The 24,364-nt window shown below is 49.0% G+C and carries 20 protein-coding genes and 1 CRISPR repeat array; of the genes, 12 read left to right on the forward strand and 8 right to left on the reverse strand.

Annotated features, from left to right (window positions below):
• Positions 1 to 37 precede the first annotated feature (37 nt).
• Genes preA through AC6CIF_RS08470 form a run of 3 tightly spaced genes read left to right on the forward strand, consistent with a single transcriptional unit; the run spans position 38 to position 3,002 of the window.
• The gene (gene preA / locus AC6CIF_RS08460; protein WP_076319240.1) at positions 38 to 1,333 is read left to right on the forward strand and encodes an NAD-dependent dihydropyrimidine dehydrogenase subunit PreA; all 1,296 of its coding nucleotides are present in this window, start codon (positions 38 to 40) and stop codon (positions 1,331 to 1,333) included.
• The gene (gene hydA, locus AC6CIF_RS08465; RefSeq protein ID WP_498199051.1) at positions 1,330 to 2,775 is read left to right on the forward strand and encodes a dihydropyrimidinase; all 1,446 of its coding nucleotides are present in this window, start codon (positions 1,330 to 1,332) and stop codon (positions 2,773 to 2,775) included. The genes preA and hydA overlap by 4 nt, the downstream gene beginning before the upstream one ends.
• Positions 2,775 to 3,002 (forward strand): hypothetical protein, encoded by a 228-nt coding sequence (locus tag AC6CIF_RS08470; RefSeq protein WP_498199053.1) that lies wholly within the window; start codon positions 2,775 to 2,777, stop codon positions 3,000 to 3,002. Before hydA ends, AC6CIF_RS08470 begins: the two co-directional genes overlap by 1 nt.
• A 16-nt stretch (positions 3,003 to 3,018) precedes the next feature.
• On the opposite strand, the gene AC6CIF_RS08475 is transcribed toward AC6CIF_RS08470, so the two are convergent.
• The 8 genes from AC6CIF_RS08475 to AC6CIF_RS08510 all read right to left on the reverse strand — a co-directional run bounded on the left by AC6CIF_RS08475 (position 3,019) and on the right by AC6CIF_RS08510 (position 12,742).
• Complete coding sequence (locus tag AC6CIF_RS08475; RefSeq protein ID WP_498199054.1) at positions 3,019 to 4,695, reverse strand: PucR family transcriptional regulator; 1,677 nt, start codon at positions 4,693 to 4,695, stop codon at positions 3,019 to 3,021.
• 340 nt (positions 4,696 to 5,035) lie between these two features.
• Positions 5,036 to 8,272, reverse strand: coding sequence for an efflux RND transporter permease subunit (locus AC6CIF_RS08480; RefSeq protein WP_498199055.1), 3,237 nt, complete (start codon positions 8,270 to 8,272; stop codon positions 5,036 to 5,038).
• A 33-nt stretch (positions 8,273 to 8,305) separates the two neighbouring features.
• Positions 8,306 to 9,253 (reverse strand): TetR/AcrR family transcriptional regulator, encoded by a 948-nt coding sequence (locus AC6CIF_RS08485; protein ID WP_498199057.1) that lies wholly within the window; start codon positions 9,251 to 9,253, stop codon positions 8,306 to 8,308.
• A gap of 213 nt (positions 9,254 to 9,466) precedes the next feature.
• Positions 9,467 to 9,598 (reverse strand): hypothetical protein, encoded by a 132-nt coding sequence (locus AC6CIF_RS08490; protein WP_498199058.1) that lies wholly within the window; start codon positions 9,596 to 9,598, stop codon positions 9,467 to 9,469.
• Positions 9,599 to 9,864: 266 nt separating this feature from the next.
• Positions 9,865 to 10,179 (reverse strand): DMT family transporter, encoded by a 315-nt coding sequence (locus tag AC6CIF_RS08495; protein WP_017691901.1) that lies wholly within the window; start codon positions 10,177 to 10,179, stop codon positions 9,865 to 9,867.
• Positions 10,179 to 10,520 (reverse strand): DMT family transporter, encoded by a 342-nt coding sequence (locus AC6CIF_RS08500; protein ID WP_091036235.1) that lies wholly within the window; start codon positions 10,518 to 10,520, stop codon positions 10,179 to 10,181. The genes AC6CIF_RS08495 and AC6CIF_RS08500 overlap by 1 nt, the downstream gene beginning before the upstream one ends.
• Positions 10,517 to 11,140 (reverse strand): TetR/AcrR family transcriptional regulator, encoded by a 624-nt coding sequence (locus AC6CIF_RS08505; RefSeq protein ID WP_498199059.1) that lies wholly within the window; start codon positions 11,138 to 11,140, stop codon positions 10,517 to 10,519. Before AC6CIF_RS08505 ends, AC6CIF_RS08500 begins: the two co-directional genes overlap by 4 nt.
• Positions 11,141 to 11,266: 126 nt before the next feature.
• A complete protein-coding gene (locus tag AC6CIF_RS08510; RefSeq protein ID WP_498199060.1) occupies positions 11,267 to 12,742 on the reverse strand; it encodes a phospholipase D family protein in 1,476 nt (491 codons plus the stop codon).
• Positions 12,743 to 13,009: 267 nt separating this feature from the next.
• Between AC6CIF_RS08510 and AC6CIF_RS08515 the strand changes: the two genes are divergently transcribed.
• The 9 genes from AC6CIF_RS08515 to fni all read left to right on the forward strand — a co-directional run bounded on the left by AC6CIF_RS08515 (position 13,010) and on the right by fni (position 23,623).
• The gene (locus tag AC6CIF_RS08515; RefSeq protein ID WP_221825440.1) at positions 13,010 to 13,954 is read left to right on the forward strand and encodes a MerR family transcriptional regulator; all 945 of its coding nucleotides are present in this window, start codon (positions 13,010 to 13,012) and stop codon (positions 13,952 to 13,954) included.
• A 264-nt stretch (positions 13,955 to 14,218) separates the two neighbouring features.
• The gene (locus AC6CIF_RS08520) at positions 14,219 to 15,769 is read left to right on the forward strand and encodes a phytoene desaturase family protein (RefSeq protein ID WP_498199062.1); all 1,551 of its coding nucleotides are present in this window, start codon (positions 14,219 to 14,221) and stop codon (positions 15,767 to 15,769) included.
• Positions 15,766 to 17,229 (forward strand): phytoene desaturase family protein, encoded by a 1,464-nt coding sequence (locus tag AC6CIF_RS08525; RefSeq protein ID WP_498199063.1) that lies wholly within the window; start codon positions 15,766 to 15,768, stop codon positions 17,227 to 17,229. The genes AC6CIF_RS08520 and AC6CIF_RS08525 overlap by 4 nt, the downstream gene beginning before the upstream one ends.
• Positions 17,226 to 18,098, forward strand: coding sequence for a phytoene/squalene synthase family protein (locus AC6CIF_RS08530; protein ID WP_342571221.1), 873 nt, complete (start codon positions 17,226 to 17,228; stop codon positions 18,096 to 18,098). The genes AC6CIF_RS08525 and AC6CIF_RS08530 overlap by 4 nt, the downstream gene beginning before the upstream one ends.
• Positions 18,098 to 18,865, forward strand: coding sequence for a carotenoid biosynthesis protein (locus AC6CIF_RS08535; RefSeq protein WP_076253629.1), 768 nt, complete (start codon positions 18,098 to 18,100; stop codon positions 18,863 to 18,865). Before AC6CIF_RS08530 ends, AC6CIF_RS08535 begins: the two co-directional genes overlap by 1 nt.
• Complete coding sequence (locus AC6CIF_RS08540; RefSeq protein ID WP_498199066.1) at positions 18,834 to 19,595, forward strand: lysophospholipid acyltransferase family protein; 762 nt, start codon at positions 18,834 to 18,836, stop codon at positions 19,593 to 19,595. The genes AC6CIF_RS08535 and AC6CIF_RS08540 overlap by 32 nt, the downstream gene beginning before the upstream one ends.
• A gap of 1 nt (position 19,596) precedes the next feature.
• A complete protein-coding gene (locus AC6CIF_RS08545; protein WP_498199067.1) occupies positions 19,597 to 20,745 on the forward strand; it encodes a glycosyltransferase family 2 protein in 1,149 nt (382 codons plus the stop codon).
• The gene (locus AC6CIF_RS08550) at positions 20,742 to 22,223 is read left to right on the forward strand and encodes a phytoene desaturase family protein (RefSeq protein WP_498199069.1); all 1,482 of its coding nucleotides are present in this window, start codon (positions 20,742 to 20,744) and stop codon (positions 22,221 to 22,223) included. The genes AC6CIF_RS08545 and AC6CIF_RS08550 overlap by 4 nt, the downstream gene beginning before the upstream one ends.
• Positions 22,224 to 22,555: 332 nt before the next feature.
• On the forward strand, positions 22,556 to 23,623 hold the full coding sequence (gene fni, locus AC6CIF_RS08555; protein ID WP_498199070.1) for a type 2 isopentenyl-diphosphate Delta-isomerase: 1,068 nt from the start codon (positions 22,556 to 22,558) through the stop codon (positions 23,621 to 23,623).
• A gap of 209 nt (positions 23,624 to 23,832) precedes the next feature.
• Positions 23,833 to 24,338: a CRISPR direct-repeat array (repeat unit 34 nt; unit sequence GTCGCACTCCGTATGGAGTGCGTGGATTGAAATA).
• Positions 24,339 to 24,364: the final 26 nt, after the last annotated feature.

Here is a 24,364-nt window from a genome sequence, read left to right on the forward strand (position 1 = left end):
AGACTGTAAGTTCAAACAACACCAAGGAGGGATCATTATGGCTGACTTATCCATTAATCTGGCAGGTATTCGATCACCCAATCCATTCTGGCTGGCTTCTGCACCACCCACCAATACGGGATATCAGGTCCAGCGTGCGTTCGAAGCGGGCTGGGGTGGTGCGGTGTGGAAGACGCTGGGCGAGCCAATTATCAATACATCATCGCGTTTCGCGGCGGTCCATTTTGGTGGGCAACGGGTGGCGGGGTTTAATAATATTGAATTGATATCCGATCGTCCGCTGGAAGTGAATCTGCGGGAGATCGCCGAGACCAAGAAACGCTTCCCGGACCGTGCGGTTATCGCTTCACTGATGGTGGAACCTACGCGGGAGAAGTGGCATGAGATTGTCAAAAAGGTGGAGGCTGTCGGCGTCGATGGCCTGGAGCTGAACTTTGGTTGCCCGCATGGCATGGCCGAACGTGGTATGGGAGCCGCCTCTGGTCAGCAACCTGACCTGGTCGAACTCCAGACGATGTGGGTGAAGGAAGTGGCGACCACACCGGTGATCGTGAAACTCACGCCGAATATCACGGATATTACGGCGACTGCCCGGGCAGCTGTCCGCGGTGGCGCAGATGCGATCTCCCTGATCAATACGATTAACTCTCTCGCAGGTGTGGATCTGGATTCGTGGAATACCGTGCCCCATGTGGGCGGCAAAGGAGCGCACGGCGGGTATTGTGGCCCAGCCGTGAAGCCAATTGCACTGAACATGGTTGCTGAGTGCGCGCGTAATCCGGAGGTGGGTGTGCCGATCTCGGGTATTGGTGGAATCTCGGACTGGCGGGATACGGCAGAGTTTCTGCTCATGGGTGCTACAGGGGTTCAGGTATGTACCGCAGCGATGCATCATGGATTCCGCATTGTGGAGGACATGATTGATGGGCTGAACGATTATTTGGATGAAAAGGGTCTGAGCAGCGTAGCAGAACTGGTAGGTCAGACGGTTCCGCGTTACTCGGATTGGGGCAATCTCGATCTGAACTACAAAGTGGTCGCCCGCATCAACCGCGATGTCTGCATCAATTGCAACAAATGCCATATTGCTTGTGAGGACACCTCGCACCAGTGTATTGATATGTTGACCGACCCGTCCGGTTCCTATCTGGAAGTGGTGGAAGAGGACTGTGTTGGCTGTAATCTGTGTTCGATCGTCTGCCCGGTGGATGGGGCGATTGAGATGGTTGAGCTTGTGCCTGAACAAGAGCCTGTAACCTGGAATGAACGTCAGTCTGCGATTGCCATGCTGCAATCCGTCAGAGATCAATCAACCAAGGAGGCGATATCATGAATACCCGCAAATTGATTCGTAACGGTGTGTTGGTCACAGCGTCAGATACCTTTGAAGCAGATATTTTGATCGAAAAGGGTAAAATCACCCAGATTGGCATCGGACTGGTGCCGGACGAACGAACGGAAATTGTGGATGCAGCGGGCTGTTACGTCATTCCGGGTGGTATCGACCCGCATACGCATCTGGATATGCCATTTGGTGGCACGGTAACGGCGGATGATTTTGCGACGGGAACAACAGCGGCAGCCTTTGGCGGTACAACAACGATCATTGATTTCTGCCTGACACAAAAAGGCCGTCCATTAATCGAATCCCTCCAAGAGTGGCACGCCAAAGCCGAGGGTAAAGCCGCCATCGACTACGGTTTCCATCTGATGATCGGCGAGATGAATGATCAGGTGCTGGAAGAGCTGCCGCAGATCATTGAAGAAGAGGGTGTGTCATCCTTCAAGGTGTTCATGGCGTATAAAAACCAGTTTCAGGCCGATGACGGGATTCTCTTCCAGACGTTGCAAAAGGCAAAAGAGTACGGCGCACTCGTCATGGTTCATGCCGAGAACGGGGATGTCATTGACCTGCTAGTTCGACAGGCGCTGGCCGAAGGGCACACGGAGCCAATTCATCATGCCTTAACACGCCCATCCATGCTGGAGGGAGAAGCAACAGGGCGTGCGGCACGTCTGGCTGCACTTGCGGATTCACAGCTGTATGTGGTGCACGTGACCTGTGCGGAGGCTGTAGAGCAGATCGCGCGTATGCGTGAAATGGGCTACCGAATCTGGGGGGAGACCTGTCCTCAGTATTTGACGTTGGATCAGTCGATCATGGATCAGCCGGACTTCGAGGGTGCAAAGTATGTCTGGTCACCACCGCTGCGAGAAGCAGCTCATCAGGACGTGTTGTGGAATGCATTGAAAAGCGGTCAGTTGCAGACGATTGGTTCCGATCATTGTTCGTTTAATTTCAAAGGACAGAAGGATCTGGGTAAGGATGACTTTAGCAAAATTCCGAACGGCGGGCCGGTCATCGAAGATCGCCTCAGCATTCTGTATTCGGAAGGTGTAGTCAAGGGGCGAATTACGCTCAATCAGTGGGTCGATCTATGTTCGACAAGAGCGAGCAAGTTATTTGGACTATTTCCGCAGAAAGGGACTCTAGCTGTAGGGACAGATGCGGATATCGTTATTTTTGACCCATCTGTAAACAGGGTGATCTCAGCAGATACCCATCATATGAACGTGGATTACAGTGCATTTGAAGGCATGCAGGTACAGGGGTGTCCGGTGACGGTGTTGTGCCGCGGGGAGTATGTCATTCGAGATCGACAGTATGCCGGAACAGCAGGGGCGGGGCAGTATGTGAAGCGCAACAAGTATGATGCAGGTGCACCTATACCGATGAAACAACCCGTGACGGCAGTGAATGGAGGGAGAAGCTGATGTCGGATCATGATGTGTTTGAGGCCGAGAGGATCGCCATAGAGCGAATGGTTACACAAGGTTATCGGATCTATGCGGTACGGGAACATCTGGAGGGTGCTCACGTCATATGGGGGCACCCGGATCTTCCCGAAGAGAAACAAGAGCAATACGTAGGCACGGCGTCTGGACGGAAGTGGTTCAGTCATATTTTGATTCGCCAGCTTCAGGAGCAACGGGGAGCGTAGACCATACTGAAGCTCTTCATGCGATCGGGCCGTGTACGTACTCATAAGCGTAGATGGCAAGTTCGATCGCTACCCGCTTCTCGGGAAGGATATAGTCTTCTCCCAAAAGGGCTTCGATTTTGTCCAAACGGTGATACAGTGTCTGTCTGACGATATATAGAGCGGTGGCCGTCTCTTGCTTGGAGCAGCACAGGATCAAATATTGCTTGAGCGTGCGCAGCAGCTGACCTCCTTTCTCTACATCGTAACGGATGAGCGGCCCCAGATATTCTTCGATGAAATCATCCAGATTACCGCTCTGCTTCATGCTGGCAATGATCCGATAACAATGAAGGTTACTGTAAAAGGGCTGCTGCATCACACCGATGTCCTTCTGAATTCGCAGTGTCTCCTTCGCGGATTCCAGACTATCCTTGAGACGGGAGAGGTCTGTGCAGTTATGACTGATACCGATCAAGCCTGAGAAGAGGCAGTGGGTCTGTTCCTGCTCGTGCTGCTGCAGCTGTTCGATGCAGCGCCAGAGACTGCTTTTGCGCTGAGATCCAGGTAGTGGGTCGAGAATGATAAGAATGATCTGGTGGTTCAGAACGGTGCTGTAGAGGGTGAAATTCTCCCGAGCGAACACGGAACGGGCAACGATGTTGCGTTGGATCAATAACTTCTGAAGTCTGAGGCTATCTGTGTACGCGGGGTTGCTGTCAAATAAGATTATGGTGGCTTTGCTCGTTGCGAGAAGGGGATTAACGGTGGATACATATTCATGGATTTCCTTCGTGGAGTGATGTCCGTTAAGCCAGTCAATGACCCACATATCTTCTTTGTAGCGACGTTTCTCTTCCATGTATTTGGTTCGCATCCAGTCCTGGGCAATCGCGGCCGCGCATCGTTCCAGTGCCTGAATGACGAATTCATCCGAAGGTTTGATCGGTATGCTTGAATCTTGATCCGTCAGCTTTTGATGCATCAGCACAAGGTCGGCAAAGGTGTAGTCCAACGCCTGAACAGGCATGCTGATCACATCCAATGTGTTCTCTGACAGCTGCATTAAATTCGGAATATCCTCCCCCGCCAAATGTTCCCGCTGTAAAAACCAATCCTGCCGACGAATCTCTAGCTCCTCTGGAGGGCAGTAGGGAACGGCGCTTGCTTCCCCTTCAAGTGGATATAACGCCACGGCACATCCGGTTGTTCGTGACAATAATCGAAGCAGAGGTTGTACGCCATCTCCATTCAGAAGAAGTTGGTTAAATGAGGTGGTGAGACTATCGAGTTCAGCGATCATCCGCTGATGACTGCGAATCAGGGTGAAATGCAGGTCTTGCGTAATATCAATATAACGGACTTGTTCGTGAAACCAGATCAACGGAAAATCCGCTGCTACTGCAATTTCTTTCATAGCCCCGAGCTGCGACTTGGTGTGATCCCCCAGTTCCATACAGAGTCCAGCAGCCCCACGTGCAATTAACTGACGCAAAAAAGACAGGCCTTGCTGCTCACCTTCCTGCCAGCCAATGCCTGTCGTAAGTACTAATTCCCCTCCATTGAGCAAGTCCCCTACCTCAGGAACCTCCATGATATGAACCCAGCGAACATACCGCTCCAACGCGCGATCACTGGCCAGAACTTCCGCCTTGCGAAATACGGGACGTTTTAACATGTCTCTGACTTGAATATGAAGCGTTGTCTCCCCCACACAACCACCGTCCTTCCCCAATCACATGTGATCTATCTGGAGTCTGGAATCCGTCAACTTGCATAATTAATCCATATTATAAGTCCATTTACAGCCTATGAGCTGAAATCTCACGTTCATTTGTTTCAAATGACAAACGGGTCTGCACTTTTTGTGATTTTGATTAAAATGAAGCATTTCTATGTCAGTTTATGTCTCGTGTGAATTTACATAAAAAAAGCCCCTTAACATCACATCGGAATTCAATCATTCCAATATGCGCTAAGGGGCGAGAAGCTAAATATTATAGTCTGTATTTAAGTTGTACTCGAACCGTTACATGAGCACGACTCTCTATTTCTTAATCTTCGATTCTTTTCTTTTTAAATTTCATCAGGAACTCATACACAATCGGTACGATAACCAGCGTGAGCAGCGTGGAGCTGATCAGACCACCGATTACGGTGATTCCGAGTCCTTTGGAGATGATACCCGCACTCTCTTCGAGACCCGTTACCAGTGGCAACAGGGCACCAATGGTTGCGAGAGCGGTCATCAGAATTGGACGCAGACGTGTTGCACCGGCTTCCAGCAAGGCTTCACGGGTAGACATACCCTCTTTTTCCTTGTGAATAACACGGTCGATCAACACGATGGCGTTGGTGACCACGATCCCGATGAGCATCAGTCCACCCATCATGGCTGAGACGTCAAGCGTACCACCAGCGATGAACAGACCTACCATAATACCAATAACCGTAAATGGCAGGGAGAACAGGATTGCGAATGGTGCCAATCCGCCGCCGAATGTAACAACGAGCACGAAGTATACAATGGCGATGGCCGCCAGCATGGCGAGACCCAGTTGAGTAAAGGTATCATTAATCTGTTCGGTTGTACCTCCGAACTTCACTTCAACGCCATCAGGCAGATCCAGCTTGTCGATCTCAGCCTGTAGGTTACTCGAAGCTTTCGTTACATCCGAAGCCAGGATGTTGGCTGTGACTTGTACAACAACTTTACCATCAATTTGCATGATGGAGTTCGGGGACGTACCTTCTTCCACTTTGGCAACATCTTTGATTGGTACTTCGATGCCAAGCGGTGAAGTGACGGTTTCATCCTCAATCTCTTTAATGCTACTGAATGATTTGTTGTCTGTCTCTACATATACTTTGTACGTTTTGTTATCAATATCGACTTCCGTAAGCACAGGACGTTCCCGTGCCGGGCTAAGCGTCATAGCCAGTTGGCCTGCAGTCAGGCCTAGGGAACTCAATTTCTCCTGATCCGCCACGAGCGTATACTGCCCGTAGGTGTCAGCGAGTGTAGTGTCTGCTTTTTCAAAATTATCCTTATCCGCTTCAACCAGTTTCAGAATTTCGTCCGACACAGGTTTAAGTTGCTCTACATTATCGCCATAGATGGAGAGACTCAGGCCGCTACCACCCAGACCGCCGGACATGTCGAGCTCATTCCAGGTACCTACGGTAACTTCTTTCTTCAGACCTTCTACAAGCTGTTCCTTCACTTTGGTAAAGTCTTTCGTGTCTTCGTTATATTCAATATAGAATAGAGCCGAGTTGGAACCACCGCCACCCATACTGCTCAGTGGGTTCGTGCCGCCGATGGAATATTGCATTTTCTCCAGACCTGGTTGTTCCAGCAACCACTTCTCGGCAACGAGTGCTTCTTTTTCTACATCTTCACGTAAAGCTCCAGTTTGTGGACTGTACGTAATGGTCACATATTTATCCTGTTGTTCTGGCAAGAAGCTTGCACCGATGAACGGGTACAGGAACAAACTGCCGACCAGCAAGATCACTGCAATACTGACCGTGATGAGTTTGTGTGAAAGGGTCCAGTTCAGCAGGCGTTTGTAACCTTCCGCCATTTTGCCTGGTTTTTCTTCGTGATTCTGTTTGTTCTTCAACCCTCCACGGAACAGGGTGTGCGCAAGCATCGGCACAATGGTAATGGCAACGATCAGGGATGCCAGCAAAGCGAATACCATGGTCAGTGCAAATGGCGTGAATAACTCACCGACCATACCGCTTACCAACGCCAGTGGCAGGAATACCGCAATCGTTACGATCGTGGAAGAAAGGATAGGAACAAACATCTCGCGAGTTGCTTCGCGGACCAGTTCACGGCCTTTCAGTTTCTCACCTTTAAGTGTTAATCTGCGGTAGATGTTCTCGATAACAACGATGGAGTCATCGACAACCCGTCCGATGGCAACCGTCATGGCACCCAGCGTCATCATGTTCAAAGTAATATCCATCATGTTGAGCGCAGTCAATGCCATGAGCAAGGAGAGCGGGATCGATATAATGGAGATAATGGTTGAACGAATATTACGCAGGAATAGCAGGATGATCAGGATGGCAAACAAGGCACCAAAAACGGCTTTACCCAGCATCGTGTTCACCGAGTCCTGAATCGGTTTACCTTGGTCAAGCAGGACAGTCAAATCAGCATTTTTGAACTGCGATTGCAACTCTTCCGCTTTATCTTTGACTGCGTTAACGACATCAACCGTGTTGGCATCGTTGGATTTTACAATGGAAATACCAATCGATTCCTTGCCGTCAGTCCGGGAAATGGATTCCGCTTGACCGATGACTTCGATCTTGGCAATTTCACTTAATTTCACTGTCGGGATACCAGCTGCGTTGGCAGCACCTGAAGGGCTACCCACACTGGCATTACCACCAGCAGCTTGGCCTGCAGCCTGGTCTGTTCCTTGTGCAGAGCCAGGAGCTGTACCTTGACCAGCTTCACCAGTTGGTGCTCCAGAGCCTTGTGGGGCTGCGTTTGAGCCATTGCCTGCGGAAGCACCGGCACCGCCGGGTACAACTGGAATGGCAAGGTTTTTCAGATCATCGATGTCGATAATGTTACCATCTACGACAACGGCTTTCTGGGATTTATCCAGTTCAAACAGTCCAAGGGGCACACGAATGGATGAACCTTGAACGATGCCGTTTACCGTATCTTCGGTCAGGCCCAGCTCGGCCATTTTGGCTTGGTCAAACTTTAATTGAACTTCTTTCACATATTGACCGGACACCTGAACCTGAGCTACACCGTCAATATCTTCGAGTGCAGGCTGAATATCCGATTCAACCAGTCGTGTCAATTGTTCCAGGTCACCGCCGTCCTTGTCGGACAGACTCAGAGATACAACCGGGAAAGAGTTAATGCTGAACTTGGAAATGGTTGGCTTCTGCACGCTGTCAGGCAATTGGACTTCATTCAGTGCCTCACGAACGGTTGCCGTCGCGTTGGTTAGATCTGTTCCATAATCAAATTCGAGTGTAATAGATGCTGCATTTTCCATGGAAGTGGAGGTAACGGTCTTCACGCCATCTACATTACGTAGTTTTACTTCCAGCGGCTTCGTGACATCCTCAACAATTCCCTCCGGTGCAGCCCCCGGATCAATGGCAGTGACATTCAGAAACGGTACGTTGATGTTTGGGATTGTCTCTTGTTTCATCGTCAATCCGCTGTACAAACCTGCGAAAGAGATGATAATTGTCAGAATCCAAATCGCAAACTTGTTGTTCAGTGAAAAATTAATAATACCTTTCATACGATGGTTTCTTCTCCTCTCTGTTTCTCCTGTTTATATGTGTGACGAGTCAGCCTGAATAAACCGGCTATACTTGGCATCAAGACTGTGCTTAAGCTCAGAGTGCAAAGGTTTGATGGCAGATACGCTCTCCAAATTGTGCATCATGCCAAGAATGATGGCACGCCGCGGTGTGAATTCCATCATCTCCTGTCTGAGGATGGCGATGGTTTCGAGCACATCATTCTTTGTTTGCCCTGCGGGCAAATCGGAACCAGCGATATCCTGCATTTGCTTGATGATGTGAATGGGATGACGCATCACAGTGGAGTCTGTGTTTGGATCACTACTCCATGCGGGCCAGTCTTCCAACAAAATCAAAGGCGCAGGGCGCTGATCGAGCAATCCGTAAGCTGCATAATCAATCATCTGCAGCATATTGGTTGCCATTTTGGAGACGGTAAGGGAAGGCATTTCTGTAAACCAGATCTTAACGTAAGAGAGGAACAGACCCTGTATGAGCAAAATAAGATCTATCGTATAGGGTTCAATCTCCGGTCCGTACATATCTTCCAGTTTGTCCTTGAAACCGTGTAGTGTAAGGATCTCCAAATCTTTATGCTGCGGGTTGCATTTTTCCTTGCGATGTGGCTCATCATTCATCATCATGCTTTGCATTTGCACTCGTAAAAATTCCTTTAGCTCGGACACATGGCCGAGCAGTGTCTCAATCTGTTTGTGTGAACGTTCTCTCGGAGTAAGGTCGGCTTCATGTTCGATCCGGGATAGTTCGTCTATGAGCGTAAATAAACAGTACTCCATCGTGCTGTCTTCCAATTCCTCTTTGGATTTGAATATCAGGTAGAGGCTTCCCTTGGACATCCCGCATATCTCTGCAATCTCCTGCATGGAGGTTGCGGCACTGCCTTTGGCCGAGAATAGCTTGAGTGCTGTAGTAATGATGAGTTTTTTCTTCTCATTCATCTCATGTATAGGGTTCATTAACGATACTTTCACCTCATCAGGGAACTTATGAGTTCTTGAATTGACTTAAGGGTCAAACTAAGTATAAACGATCTGGTTGAAGGAATTCAAATGGGAGTAAATTGGAAAATTAGAGCGGAGAACAGAGGCTGATCAAAGGGAAGAATACACGGCAAGTAACAAGGTACAGCTTGTATGCACGATAGGGATAAGGTATCAAGAATGGATAAGTTAGTTTCCTCCAGTGAAGGCGTACAAGGCTAGTATAATAATGGCGACTAGAGCGATGAGATAGAAGATGGCCATACCGATCAGAAGGGTATACCCTGTAAAAGAACCCATGCGTGCCAATAATTTTTTCATGATTACGACATCCTTTCTTACGTAGCAGAGTGTAGAGAGGTTCCCTATTTATATCATTCCCCAAAAAAGACGACTTCCTGATCGAAGTCGTCTTTTTTATATTACAGAATTTAATAGATATCATAATGGAAGCTAAGAATTACACGATAACGGAGATTGCAGAACCGATTTGAAGAAACGAAGTGTTCGCCTTAAAGGTGTAAGAAAGTTTCTTCGGAAGCATATGCTATCACCGGAGTTATAAGTATAACTTCATTTTCGTTCCGTTATGTGATCAGTTTCAGACCAACGGCTGCCACCAAAATCATCGCGATAAACAGGATACGCTTCGCTTCTTTCCGTTCACCGAACAGGAACATGCCTGTTAACGTACTGCCGACCGTCCCGATCCCCGTCCACACGGCATACGCTGTGCCCATGGGAATGGACGTCATCGCGTAGGACAACAACGAGAAGCTGAACACAAATGACACCAGCATCAGTACGATGTATGGCCATCCTTTCTTGGTGGAAGCACCATTAATACCGATTACGCCGAAAATTTCACATATCCCTGCACCTACAATTGCCATCCAAGCCATTACGCTGCACCTCCTTGGGCTTCTTGCTGATCCGTAACCAGTTTCAGCCCGATTACGCCGCATAGCAGCAGCCCGATAAGCAATACTTTGGCCAAGCGGAATGGCTCACCAAACAGTACCATTTCCGTAAGGACGGTACCCGCCGTACCAATTCCCGTAAAGACGGCATACACCGTACCTACAGGCAACCTTTTGGAAGCGGCAATGATCAGTCCAAAGCTGATCACGATGGCAATCCCCGTTAAAGTCCACTCCCAGGCATTCGAGGCATGTTTCAGCCCGCTTACCCAGACAATCTCAATAATTCCACCGATAAATACATATAACCAGTTGCGGTTCATGTTGTTAAATCTCCTTCCGGCACAACGTGTTGTGCCTCTTCGTTCAAATGATGAATGCCATGCCAAAAGACAGGCCAGGATGCTTCCAACCGTCTCTTGTAGCGACGGGAACTTCCATAGATAATCTCCACGGTAATACCGTCGAGGAACGTCATAAATGCAATAGCGGCTTGTTCAGCGGGAAGAGGCGGTATATCTTCATTACGCATTGCCCTTTGCAGCAGACGAGTCAGTGCGCGTTCCATGCCATCGATAAACGGATACACCTGATCCATCACTTCGCCATACAGAGAAAGGGGTGGGTAAAAACAATTACGCAGCATCAAACGAGCCGAAGCATGGGCATTGTATTCTTGTTCGAACCAGATCAACAAGCCTTTCAGCCGCTGCTCCAATGGCAGATCCGCATGATCGCGGAAATATTCCAGTGTGTGCCGTTTTACCTCGTGAAATGCAAACGCCAATGTGTGTAAAAACAAGTCATCCTTGCAGCTAAAATGTGCATATATGGACGGTTTTTTAATCCCGACTTCATCAGCAATAGCTCTCAGAGAAGCTCCCTCATAGCCATCTCTGGCAAAATGGAACAGGGCTGCATCCCGAATGGATTGTGCAGTCATTCAATCACCTTCCTAACGGTCGTTAGGTAATTATATTTTCACACTTCACACCCCCTGTCAAGATGAAAAAATCCGCCTGCACAGTAGAGTACAGACGGATATAACAGATGTGAATGTGGTTTTTGATCAAAAGGTTGTAAAACCCAGAATCAGTTGCAGCTTATATAGGATACCTTTCAAAAACGTAGTCTTCTCCTGAAACTCATTCAAGTCTAACGTGAACTCGGCATCATTATTATTCCAAATGCGCTCGAAATAACTCGCGATATCAAGCGTGAACTTATTGTCTGGAGGAGCAGCAATCCATAAATCATTCTCCAGATTGTAGTCATTCATGTTTCGGGGTGTGAAATTGGTTGAACCCCCTAGGACAATATGATCTCCGGTTGCTTTGGCAAGATAGATCATCTTGGTATGGTATTGTTCCTTGGTGGTGTTATACCAGCGGATCTGAATTTTACCGTCGGATTTATCATGCAATTCAGCAGCGACAGGACGGTTCGGAATGCCGATCTTCTCCTGACCAAATGCATTTTCATTTGGATCAAGTACAAGCCGGATCTCGGTTCCTCGTTTTGCGGCTTCCAGCAGGGCTTCTAATACTTTCGGAGAGGCCACATAGAACATGCCTATCCATAAGGTGTCACCTTTGCCAGCCTGATTGATCTCATGGAGTGCAGCGTCATTCACTTTGCCTTCAGTTAAATAGCGAATTCGTAGGTCTCCCGTGTTTGAATCCGGGGAAGGCGCGGTGTAGGCAGGAACCTTGCCACCGCCTGAGAAGTCGAGAACAGCTTGCTCTGACTGAAGAATATCGCCAATGATTGGGCCTGTTACTTCAAATGCAATGTTCGAGTGGTAGGCACTCGCATCATGAATATTGCCAGAAGAGACAATCGCCTTCTTCTCACTAACAACAACTTTGCGATGATTTCCTTTCACATTGAGCAGCTTGAGATAGGAACGGACCGTTACATCCGGACCATCCGTGGCCATCAGGTTTTTGATCCAGCCATCTCCGGATTGGCCAAACCATTGGAAGAAGGTCCGCCAGACCGCAGAGTATACTGGCGTTGAATCACGCAAAGGGTCAACATCAGTGATGACCACATGAATGCCTGCTTGTTTCATTTGTTCCAGCAACGGATTGGGTGCTGAGTTATAGTTGGTATTTACTTCATCTGTAATAAACCAGATGTCCATATCAGGATGCTGATTTTTTTTGGCGACCAGTGCTTCGGTGAATTCATTACTCACGGGAGGAAAGTTCTGTCCCTTGTGCTGATAATTATTGAACAGGAACATATCCACCAGGACAAACTGCTCTGCTTCCTCCACAATTTGCATCATGCGCTGGAAAATCTGCTGTTCGTGCTGCATCTGTCCGTCGGAGGAAGGATAAGTGAGGTCATACAGGAACTCGACTTGATCCACACGATACTCCGGACTTTCGTAGGAAATGCCCGTTGGTAATGGTTTGTAAGTCTGATAGAGCATGACGGCGATGAGCCATAGGACCAATAGGACGAGTCCTGTTCGTATGTATGGAAATTTGCCGCGTGAAGACTTGCGGTCTGATGTATGGCGGCGTAATGAGACCAACGGTGGACTCCCCCTTCTGTACTTGCTGACTTCTATTACCACACGGATGATAACGTTGACGCAGGATAACCCGGTAGAATAACTAATGCAACGGTAAAATGCATATGGCAAAATTGACATTATGCAATCGACAGGTGTCTGAGCGTTGTGTATAATGGGTGTATTATTTTTGTAGAATGTTAGGGTTTTCATATGCCTGACAAGGACGGGGAACCAATGATATAACCTTTGAAATCTGGACATTTAGGAAAGAAAGTGGGTAATAAGGTGTATTCCATCAAACAAGTCGCTGCCATGCTCGGTATCCCGACGGTGACGCTCCGGGCTTGGGAGAATCGGTATAGTGCGGTCACCCCTGAGCGGACGGAATCGGGTTATCGAATGTATACCGAAGAGAATGTTGCGGATCTGCGCTGGTTGAAAGAACAGGTTGAGCTACATCAGACCAATATTTCGGAAGCGGTACGGATGTTGAAAGTAAACAAATTAAATCCGCCCGAGGCTGTGCCCACGCCGATCATGGCTCCGGTGCCTACGATGGAAGAAGCCTACGCACGCATGGCAGATCAGATCTATGACTCGCTCTACAACTTTCAGGGTGAACGTGCCAATGGTTTGATTGATTTTGGTTTCACCATGTATGGGTATGACTCGATGTTCTATCATGTGTTGGTGCCCATTCTGGTTCGGGTTGGAGATGCATGGGAGCAAGGCAGGGCTTCGGTGGCTCAGGAACACTTCATGACACAGCTGATTTCACAGCGGTTTTATCAGTTTTTCCATCTGTTCCCGATCTATCCGCATCTGCCCAAAGTTCTAGCGTTGTGTCCAGAAGGGGAGCATCATCAGGTTGGATTGCTGCTGTTCTCTCTCTTTATGCGTAAAAATGGAGCGGAAGTACTGTATCTCGGTGCGAACACACCAGAAGAAGGTATCTTCCCGATTATCCGGGAGCAGAAGATCAAGTTGGTCTGCCTTTCAATCACAAGTCCAGGGCTTCTTGAACGGTGTGATCAACTTATAGAGCGGATTAAAAACGAGTTTCCACATATTCGCTTCGTACTTGGTGGAAAGGGCTATGAGCGTGCAGAACATGCTCGTTACCCGCAATGGATTATGCCAGGGGATTCAGCGGATTGGCAGTCATGGATAGAACGTGAGTATCTCGCAAATCGACCAACTGGTGCGAGGTTTGGACAGGCACATAACTAAACATATCTTATCATTCAATGAATAGGTTAGAGTATAAGGGACATCCTTTGACGAAAGTGATCAAAGGGTGTTTTTTGTGTTTATATATGGATTAGTAGAGTGTTTGACCAACGGGTCATTTTTTGGTTTACAAGGTCGTATAATATTTGTATTATATTTGTATAATGTTTTTGCTAGTTACCGCTTAAAGTGTTCTTGGGCGGTTTAATAATAGGTTAGGGGCTAGAGAACTATAGGAATTCCCTACATAGAAAGGTGAGTGGCATGATACCGAATCAACAACGCAAACGTGCAGCTGTCATTGGTGCAGGTCCAGGTGGACTTGCAGCAGCGATGTTATTGTCCGGTCAGGGGTACGAGGTAGATGTGTATGAGAAACAGCCAGTCATCGGGGGGCGTTCTGCCAGATTGGAACTGGGTGAATATCGATTCGACCGGGGTGCTACATTTTTGATGATGCCGCAGCTGATTGAGGAAATGTTCGACGTGGTGGGACGCAAGTTATCCGATTATGTGCATATGAAAGAGCTAACCCCGCTGTACGCACTGAACTTTGGTGACAAGGTGTTCAAGCCTTCTCGTAATCGGGAAGATACAGCTGCACAGATTAAGGAATTGTTTCCGGGCAATGAAGACAATTACCTTCGGTTCATGCAAGAAGAAGAAGTGAAGTTTGGCAAAGTCATGCCTCTGCTCCGTCGTCCTTTTGGCAAGTTGACTGACTATTTACGCAAGGATGCGGTAACGGCTCTACCCAAGCTTGATGTCCATAATACGGTCTACGGAATCTTGTCCCGCTATTTTACAGATGAGCGTCTACGCTGGGCATTTACATTCCAATCCAAATACCTTGGCATGTCTGCCTGGGATTGTCCGGGCACCTTTACCATATTATCGTTTATTGAGCATCACTACGGATTGTTCCACCCCATTGGCGGCGTGAATCGGATCTTCCAAGCCATGGCTGATGTCGTGGAAGAATACGGAGGACGTATACATACTTCCACCCCGGTGAAACAGGTCATCGTTCGCAATGGTCGTGCAGAAGGTGTGTTGCTTGAGAACGGTGAACGCATCGAAGCGGACCATGTGGTGGTGAACGCCGACTTCGCACATGCGGTGAACCATCTGTTCGAACCAGGCGTGCTTAAGAAATATACCCCGGAGAAAATGAAACGCAAAAAGTATTCCTGCTCTACAGCAATGCTGTATCTGGGCGTGGATGGTGAAGTGGACCTGCCGCATCACTCGGTTTATTTTCCCGAGGACTATCGGTTGAACGTTGATGAGATCACAAAGCACAAAATGTTATCAGCCGATCCATCTCTATATATTCATAACCCTTCCAGACTTGATTCGACGCTGGCACCGGAAGGGAAATCTGCTTTGTATGTTCTTATGCCTACACCTAACCTTACCGCAGACATTGATTGGGAGGCAGAACGGGAGAATGTGCAGGAGGCCATTATGAAACGCATGGAAGGCATTCCTGAGCTGGCAGACATACGCAGCCGTATTGAAGAATGTATGCTGTTCACTCCACTCGATTGGGAGACTGAACTGGATGTTTACCGCGGAGCAACGTTTAATATGGCGCATAATCTGGGTCAGATGATGTATCTGCGTCCCCATAACCAGTTTGAAGAGTTGAAAAGTGTATGGCTGGTAGGCGGCGGAACACATCCGGGCAGCGGGTTACCCACGATCTTCGAATCGGCACGGATCAGTGTCAGACTGATTCAGGAAGAGGACGCACGCACAAGTTCCAAGCCATCCTCTTATGTGAAGACGGCACAAGCCAGAGGGCATTCATGAAGCGGGCCGCTATTGTAGGCGCAGGGATTGGCGGACTCACTTCGGCACTGTTATTGAACCGTCAAGGCTGGGATGTCACCGTGTATGAACGGGGTTCCCGCGTTGGCGGACGCATTGGATATGAGCAGGAAGGCGAGTATCGGATCGATCAGGGGCCAACGATCGTACTGCTGCCGGAGATGTTACTTGGCATACTGGAGGAAGCAGGCGTAGATCGTTCGAAGATTGAGTTACTTCGCTGTGATCCGTTATACAGAGTGCATTACCACAGTGGTCGTGTCATGACCAAGATGACCTCACGTGAAGAGCAGACAGCGGAGATTGAACGTTTGTTCCCGGGAGAGAGCCGAGGATTCACACGGTTCATGAAAGATATGGACACGTTGTTTCCGGCAGGCAGGGCAGCGTTTCTGGAAAGGGCTTTTCCGCGCAAAAGGGATTTCTTCACCCCTTCGCTCATGTCCCTCATGGGCAGATTGCGTGCACACAAAAGTGTCCGGAAAGCGGTAGGCGATTATTTTGAGCACGAGGAATTGCTTGATGCATACTCACTGCAAAGTTTATACATTGGTGGATCACCGTTTGGGACGCCAGGCATCTATTCCCTTTTGCCTTACGCAGAGCATGAATATGGTATCTGGATGGTCAAAGGTGGATATGCAGCATTGCCGGCCATGCTGGAACAGGAACTGATATCACGTGGTGGACGTGTCGTGCTGAATTCGGAAGTGACCGGACTCAAGATTAAAAATGGTGTGTGTGAAGGTATAGAAACGGCAGCAGGCGCAGAAAATGTGGATGCAGTTATCTACAATGGTGATTTCCCCCATCTATCAGGTTTGCTTGGACAATCACCAGAGGTAGCGCGTAAAAGAAAACCGTATCGTCCCTCTTCCGGATGTGTATTGCTCTATGTGGGCGTGGACAAAACCTGGGAAGATGCAACAACACACCAGTTCTTCCTGCCACCGAGTCTTGAAGGTAGCTTACAGGAAGTGTTCAATCAGCGATGCATTCCGGCAAAGTCCTCATTCTACGTATTTAATCCGGTCGCATTGGATGAAACTGCAGCACCTCCAGGACAGAGTGTATTATATTTCCTCATTCCCGTACCAGATGCCGAAGGTGTCGACTGGGATCAGGAGAGTGAAGCATTGGCGGAACGGGTACTGGAAGAAGCGGAGCAACGAGGATTCCCAGGACTTCGTGCAGCGATCAAGTGGAAAAAGGTACGTACACCCGCTGACGCAGAGCGAGACGGGCTCTATGGGGGCGGTAGCTTTGGTATAGCACCTGTATTGTTCCAGTCCGGTGTATACCGACCGCAACCCAAACCATTCCCTAATATACAGGGATTATATGCCGCAGGAGCATCTGTACATCCAGGTGGCGGAGTGCCGATTGTAATGCAGAGTGCACGTATGGCCGTCAATCAACTCATGAAGGAGATGGGAACATGAATGAAGCGATTTTGAGCAGGTGTGAAGAGTTGATGCAAAAGGGTTCTTCCTCTTTTTATCAGGCCTTTAGAGGGCTGCCAAGTCCACGTCGGGAAGCGGTATATGTCATTTATGCCTTCTGCCGCATGATTGATGACAGTGTGGATGAGCCGGAGCAATCGGCCTATACGATTCACGAGATCCATGACTTGTTTGATCGTCTGGATGAAGCGGAAGGACACTTTATCTGGCCAGCACTGAGATGGTTGTTCAGTAGTTTCCCTCATCTGGATAAGGGGCCATTTTTCCGTCAGATGGAAGGTCAGCTCACGGATCTTAAAGTGACACATTATGCAACGATGCAGGAACTGGAGCATTATTGTTATCTGGTAGCCGGCACTGTAGGCGAGATGTTGTTGCCTGTATTGCGGGATGATAATGGCGCGGAAGTAGCCATGAACGGGATTGCTTTGGGTAAAGGGATGCAGATCGTCAATATTATTCGGGATGTTGGTGAAGATCGGGCCAGAGTGCGCCGGTATGTTCCGCTGGAAATCATGGAGAAGCATGGTTACTCCGAGCAGGACTTTGAAGATGGGATCGTGGACGAACGCTTTATTGCCATTATTCATGAATTAAAAGCTGCAGCATTGAACTGGTTCCGTATTGGCATGGATCGTCTGGATACGTACCCAACGGAAAGTGCGTTTTCCATCGAGCTGGCAGCAGCCTTTTACTCCACTATTCTACACGCGGTTGAACGCAACGATTATGACGTATATACCAAACGGGCATATGTTAGCGATGAATTGAAACTGGAGATGCTGGGTGCGATTGTGAAACGTTACCCGATGCTGGCCTATCAAGCCTCCCGAACGGCGGTATCCTGATGATCCAGTGGCTTTACTGGGCGTGGTATGTCATTGGAGCAACCTTGATGCTAACGATCGGTGTGCCTGACGTATTATCTTTTTCTAATGGTTTATTTCTAATCTTCTACGCATTGTATGTGCTGGATCTGATCTATCAAGGGCGTAATCGGACAGGCCTGTCCGACCAGTCAGTCATCTGGCTGAAACCCGGACTCTGGATATCCTCTGTGATTATCTGGCTTGGAGGTATGGGCGTAGAGTGGGTAGGCGTTCATACGCATTGGCCCTTTGGTGAGTATGCTTACTCAGACTTCTTCGGGATTCATCTGTTCAGTGTGCCAGTTACGCTGGGTTTCGCCTGGATCGCAGTGGTGGGTAACTCGGCGCTGTTAAGTGGCGGTGGTTCAACGTGGACTGGCAGACTGCTTCGAGCAGTGAAGACCGGGTTCTGGGCGATTGTTCTTGATCTGGTACTCGACCCTGTTGCACATGCGAGAGGATTCTGGGAATGGCAGGCTCCAGGTGGTTTCTACGGTGTTCCGTGGACCAATTACATAAGCTGGTTTATCATGGGTGCATTCTTGTCCCTTTTCCTTCCGGCCATGCCTAATGACCGTAGCTCATTGCTCCGTGCAAAATGGTTGTATCAGCTGTTTATTCTTCTGTTCGGCCTGCTTGCTCTAAAGGAAGGGATTACGGGCAGCTTTATCATCGCCATTGCTGGTGTGCTTCTTGCCGAAGGGAGCTGGCTCTATGATTCGCGCCGTAAAATCAAAACCGTTTAATCGTATTTTTGCCTTATACAATCACTATTATCTGCTACGTCGGCGCTTCCGCTCATTCACGCTCACAGGGTCACTGGACCCGCAGGTGGACATCAGGGATAACTCCCCGATTGAACCGACTCGTCCGGTGATCTATTTCATGAACCACAGCTCCTGGTGGGATGGTCTGCTGCTCTATCATGCGGCGAGGCAGACATCGCGGGGTGATCATTATGTGATGATGGAGGAGCAACAGCTTCAGCAATATGCTTTTTTTCGTAAATTGGGTGCGTATTCGATCAATAAGGATAGTGCGTCCGGTATTCGGACCTCTCTACAGTACACCAGTGAGCTTTTGGATTCGGGTAAAAGGGTCTGGATTTTTCCGCAAGGAGAAATATTGCATCAGGAGGCTAGACCAATTCAGTTCCGTCCAGGCATCGGATTGTTGCTTCGTCGTTCTCCGAATGCCATCGCCGTACCGGTAACCTTGTGCCATGGGATGGTCCAGCATGATCTACCGGAAATATCGATGCAGGCAGGCCCTCCTGTGATAGAAGACTGGAAGACGTTGAAGAGTGAAGAGATTGCCTCCAGACTCGGCCTTTTGTTGGAAAAGCAGTTAGACGATCACAGATCAGAGCTCGTACGGATGGGGCAGGGAAGTTTGCCAGATGCGCTTTCGTTGATTCGTCATGTACGTTCAACAAGTGAAAAATACGATGCGGCACGAAAGCGGGTGAACCGTTAGCATGAATGCATCTGAAATCTTCTGGACTGTGCTTACAAGCATATTGGGTATCCAGTTGCTGTTCGCTCTATGGAATGTCTCCTGTCTGCCCAAAGTACGTTCATTCCGAGCAGACCGAATACAACCACCAGACCTGCTGGTTTCGGTGCTGATTCCAGCCAGAAATGAAAGACTACATATTGAAGGATGTCTGGAAAGTGTACTCGCGAGCGAGACGTCGGGATTCCGGATGGAAGTGCTGGTGCTGGATGATCGCTCCGAAGATGAGACAGCGGCCATGGTACAAGCGATTGCGGATCGCGATGCACGTGTGCGTCTGCTGCATGGCGTCGATCTTCCCGAGGGCTGGATGGGGAAATCCCATGCGTGTCACAGATTGGTTCAGGAAGCCAAGGGAGAATGGTTTATGTTTGTAGATGCGGATGTGCGTCTCGAGCCAAGTGCCATTCGGCAGACGCTTGCGGCAGGATGTGAGCAGAGCGGTGGTCTGGTAACGGGTTTTCCTTATCAGGTAACAAAGACATGGATGGAAAAGCTTGTTGTGCCCATGATGGTCTTCACCATCATCAGTCATCTACCCATTTTTATGATACGCAGATCATCCAGTCCGATGTTTGTGGCCGCTACGGGGGCTTTTTTGCTGATTCATCGCTCCAGTTACGAAGCATCCGGCGGTCATGCTGCCATTCAGGCACATCTGGTGGATGACATGAGTCTCGCCAAAGCAGTCAAGCGTGCAGGCCATCCGGTGATGCTTACCGATGTGCATGACGTAACAAATACCCGCATGTATCAGAACGGGGCAGAAGTATGGAACGGATATAAGAAAAATATGTACGAAGGTATGGGACGTAAAGACGTACTGCTGCTTGGCACGATGTTCATGTATACACTGATGTATATTGTGCCTCCGCTAGGCTTGATTATTGGACTCCTTATGGGCAGTTCGATGTCCATTCTGTATGGATTGTTAGGAACATTATTAGGTATGGCTGTGAAAAGAGTAGCGGATCATGCTGGCGGACAACCCTGGTGGCTTGCCCTTCTGCAATCGGTCAGCATGGCCTGTGTCATTGCCATCGGACTCGCTTCCTGGCAGGCAGGCCGCTCCGGCAAAGGGTATGTATGGAAAGGTAGGCGGTACAGTTGAGAGGTAACGTCATTATAATCGGTGCAGGGTTTGGAGGTTTGTCGTGTGCGATACGACTGGCTTCACAAGGTGTGCAGGTGACCATTCTGGAACGGCAGCAACATGTAGGTGGCAAGCTGCAGCAGATTGAGCGGGACGGGTATCATTTTGACCGAGGACCGAGCACAATCACGATGCCATCCACCTTTCGTTCAGTCTTCGACCATGCGGGAGTAGCAATGGAAGATTACGTACAGTTATATGAGTTAGAGCCGCGTACGCGTAATATATTCGCAGATGGCACAGTGGTAGATTTGTCAGGCAATCGCGGGTGGATGAAAGAGCAGATCGCGGCGTACAGTCCGGAGGATGCGGCTCGTTATGATGCATTTATGGATGAGTCTGCTGCACTGTATGCGGAAGCCAATCGTCATTTTCTCGGTAAGTTGCTGCTGTCTCCTTCTGACAAATACAATCTGCAGATGCTGCGCAGCCTGCTCCGCGTGCGGCCAATGGTGAAGCTGGATAAGTTGCTGCGTTCGTATTTCCAACATCCGAATACGCTGGCTATGTTCGGACGGTACGCGACCTATGTGGGATCATCGCCGTATCAATCGCCTTCTATCTTTGCCATGATGGGTCATGTGGAAGCAGAGGTGGGCATCTACGGAGTCAAAGGTGGAACCTATCAACTGATCGAAGGAATGACTCGTCTGGCACAGGAAAAAGGCGTACAAATCATTACCGGTATAGAGGTCCGGCAGATTGTTGTTCGGAATGGCAAAGTGGCTGGTGTCGATACGGATCAAGGCTTCCGTGAAGCCGATCAGGTGGTTGCCAATGGAGATGTACTTAGCGTGAATCGACTGCTGCTCGCACCGGAACATCGGAAAGAGATGAGCGATGCTCGCATACGGAAGTATGAGCCATCCATTTCGGGATTTGTGACGCTGGCGGGTGTGCGAAGACAATATGATGCGTTGTTGCACCATACGGTGTTTTTCCCGGAACGTTATGAACCGGAGTTTGACCATATTTTCCGTGACCGTAAAATGCCCGAAGATCCGACGATCTACATCTGTTATTCCGGTTATTCGGAAGCAGGTATGGCTCCGACGGGAGCCAGTAACCTATTCATTCTGGTCAATGCCCCCTACTTGTCGGATTCATGGAATTGGGAGCAGCAGACGGAACGTTACGGAGCGTTTGTGCTGGAACAATTGGCAGGACGGGGAATCACCGGGTTGAACCAATCCGATGTGCTGATCCGATATACGCCGCGAGATATTGAACGGGATACTTTGGCGCATCAAGGATCGATCTATGGCATCTCCTCCAATTCGGTAAAACAGACCTTCATGCGACCGGGCAACCGAAGCAAAGATGTACAAGGACTCTGGTACGTAGGGGGAACGACACATCCAGGCGGTGGAACCCCGATTGTGACGTTGTCCGGGCAGCTTGTTGGTGAGCAGTTGGCATCGGAAATCTTGAGATAAGTTCGTTGTGCGGATGATGGAGTGAAATGTGTTCTGTTGATCCATGTGCGTGTGCATCGTCTCTGCTAATTAACTTTGAAGCTGCTACGGATGATCCGTGCTGTTGAGTAGGTATAAAATAGTGGTGCTCCGAGATTTAAGTGAGACATTTGGTGTCGGGGCATCCTTTCAATAGATGGTTTGGAACGTTATACTGGATAGAGTTAAACTGTTGAGCTGCAATGCTTATAGGATTAATGTTTTTGTCTTTTGCAAAAAGACGTATACATAGAAGCTAGGAACAGGCAGGTTATCCTGTCGATCCGCACGATTCTCACATAGGAGGTCTCATCATGAATGAACAAGAGCGAGCCGGCGAACGGCTGCTTCCCGAAGTGGCTACGGGAGAACGGAAGCTGGAACACGTGCGCCTCTGTCTTGAGGAGAATGTGGCAGGAGAAGGGGTAACCAGCGGTATGGAAGGGTATGCGTTTCGCCATCACCCACTGCCGGAACTGGATTTTGAAGAGGTGCATCTGGAGACTTCGTTTATTGGCAAAAAAGTACGTACACCCTTTCTCATCAGTTCGATGACGGGTGGAAGCAAAACAACGGGCGCCATCAATGAGCGCCTCGCTCGAGTAGCAAACGCCAGAGGCTGGGCGCTCGGCGTAGGTTCAATCCGGGCTGCCGTGGAACAGCCGGAACTGGCGAGTACCTTCGATGTGCGGCGCTGGGCACCGGACATCCCGGTCATTGCCAACCTGGGCGCGGTGCAGCTGAACTATGGTTTCACCACGGCTGACTTCCATCGTGCCGTAGATATTGCGGGAGCGGACATGCTCGTGCTTCATCTGAACACGTTGCAGGAAGTCTTTCAGCCGGAAGGTAACACCAACTTCAGCGGCTTATTTCAGCGGATTGAGAACTTGTGTCATGAGCTAGACGTGCCTGTTGGCGTGAAAGAAGTAGGTTTTGGCATCGATGGCGTGACGGCTCAGCGACTATATGAAGCAGGTGTCGCGTTTATCGATGTAGCCGGGGCAGGTGGTACAAGCTGGGTACAGGTAGAGAAGTACCGCAACAATAACCCGGTACGTCGGGCAGCAGCTGAAGCTTTTGCCGACTGGGGCATTCCCACAGCGGAGTGTATTCAGGAAGTACGAGCACTGAACCCTACTGGTGCCCTGATCGGCAGCGGTGGACTTTACACTGGCGTGGATGCGGCCAAAGCTCTCGCGCTCGGCGCGGACCTGGCTGGTTTTGGCCGATCTCTGCTCGAATCCGCAGTCGCTTCGGATGATGCGCTGAATGAGCGGTTGGAACAGGTTGAATTTGAACTGCGTACGGTGATGTTTGGCATTGGTGCAGGGCAGATTGAAGATCTGAAGCAGACGTCACGTCTGGTGGAACGGCGTTAGAGTGAGGGGGAAATGAAGGTGCGAACCCCAAGCTCACAAGATTTCCCTGGGAGATTCGCACCTCGAAATTTGTTGAAAACGTCGTAATTATTACCTTTTGGCAACAGGAGTGTGGTTTTTTTAACACAAATATTTCTATAATTCGGTATAATAATTGAGCATACGTGATAATGTTTGAATTTGATGACGTTATTACGTGTATTTTCGCTGTCGCACTCCGTATGGAGTGCGTGGATTGAAATAGTTTCGCCCAACTGCTTGTTGTCCTCGTCATACAGTCGCACTCCGTATGGAGTGCGTGGATTGAAATATCCCTACCTCTAGTAAGTGTGGGTGTTCAAAGTCGCACTCCGTATGGAGTGCGTGGATTGAAATAGATTAATTTTTAAGATATAAGCCGATTAGAAGCAGTCGCACTCCCTATGGAGTGCGTGGATTGAAATCCAAAGGAGAAATAAAAAGTTATGAAGGACTCAAGGTCGCACTCCGTATGGAGTTCGTGGATTGAAATTTTGAAATCTTTGATGAAGCGCCACGGGTCTTCCAGTCGCACTCCGTATAGAGTGCGTGGATTGAAATTTCGCAATCATGTCACAGCAAAGCTTACTCATTACGTCGCACTCCGTATGGAGTGCGTGGATTGAAATACTCATGACTGTTCTTCCTCCCTCAAATGATTTCGTCGCACTTTGTATGGAGCGCGTGGATTGAAATGCGTCAAAGTGATTGCTGCCTGGTTCA

This window comes from Paenibacillus sp. GQ49 (genome assembly GCF_059759055.1).

What these genes read in the sequence shown, in the direction of transcription:
- preA (WP_076319240.1), top strand. Translation starts at nt 38, where the DNA reads ATGGCTGACTTATCCATTAATCTGGCAGGTATTCGATCACCCAATCCA.
- hydA (WP_498199051.1), top strand. Translation starts at nt 1,330, where the DNA reads ATGAATACCCGCAAATTGATTCGTAACGGTGTGTTGGTCACAGCGTCA.
- AC6CIF_RS08470 (WP_498199053.1), top strand. Translation starts at nt 2,775, where the DNA reads ATGTCGGATCATGATGTGTTTGAGGCCGAGAGGATCGCCATAGAGCGA.
- AC6CIF_RS08480 (WP_498199055.1), bottom strand. Translation starts at nt 8,272, where the DNA reads ATGAAAGGTATTATTAATTTTTCACTGAACAACAAGTTTGCGATTTGG.
- AC6CIF_RS08485 (WP_498199057.1), bottom strand. Translation starts at nt 9,253, where the DNA reads ATGAACCCTATACATGAGATGAATGAGAAGAAAAAACTCATCATTACT.
- AC6CIF_RS08490 (WP_498199058.1), bottom strand. Translation starts at nt 9,598, where the DNA reads ATGAAAAAATTATTGGCACGCATGGGTTCTTTTACAGGGTATACCCTT.
- AC6CIF_RS08495 (WP_017691901.1), bottom strand. Translation starts at nt 10,179, where the DNA reads ATGGCTTGGATGGCAATTGTAGGTGCAGGGATATGTGAAATTTTCGGC.
- AC6CIF_RS08500 (WP_091036235.1), bottom strand. Translation starts at nt 10,520, where the DNA reads ATGAACCGCAACTGGTTATATGTATTTATCGGTGGAATTATTGAGATT.
- AC6CIF_RS08505 (WP_498199059.1), bottom strand. Translation starts at nt 11,140, where the DNA reads ATGACTGCACAATCCATTCGGGATGCAGCCCTGTTCCATTTTGCCAGA.
- AC6CIF_RS08520 (WP_498199062.1), top strand. Translation starts at nt 14,219, where the DNA reads ATGATACCGAATCAACAACGCAAACGTGCAGCTGTCATTGGTGCAGGT.
- AC6CIF_RS08525 (WP_498199063.1), top strand. Translation starts at nt 15,766, where the DNA reads ATGAAGCGGGCCGCTATTGTAGGCGCAGGGATTGGCGGACTCACTTCG.
- AC6CIF_RS08530 (WP_342571221.1), top strand. Translation starts at nt 17,226, where the DNA reads ATGAATGAAGCGATTTTGAGCAGGTGTGAAGAGTTGATGCAAAAGGGT.
- AC6CIF_RS08535 (WP_076253629.1), top strand. Translation starts at nt 18,098, where the DNA reads ATGATCCAGTGGCTTTACTGGGCGTGGTATGTCATTGGAGCAACCTTG.
- AC6CIF_RS08540 (WP_498199066.1), top strand. Translation starts at nt 18,834, where the DNA reads ATGATTCGCGCCGTAAAATCAAAACCGTTTAATCGTATTTTTGCCTTA.
- AC6CIF_RS08545 (WP_498199067.1), top strand. Translation starts at nt 19,597, where the DNA reads ATGAATGCATCTGAAATCTTCTGGACTGTGCTTACAAGCATATTGGGT.
- fni (WP_498199070.1), top strand. Translation starts at nt 22,556, where the DNA reads ATGAATGAACAAGAGCGAGCCGGCGAACGGCTGCTTCCCGAAGTGGCT.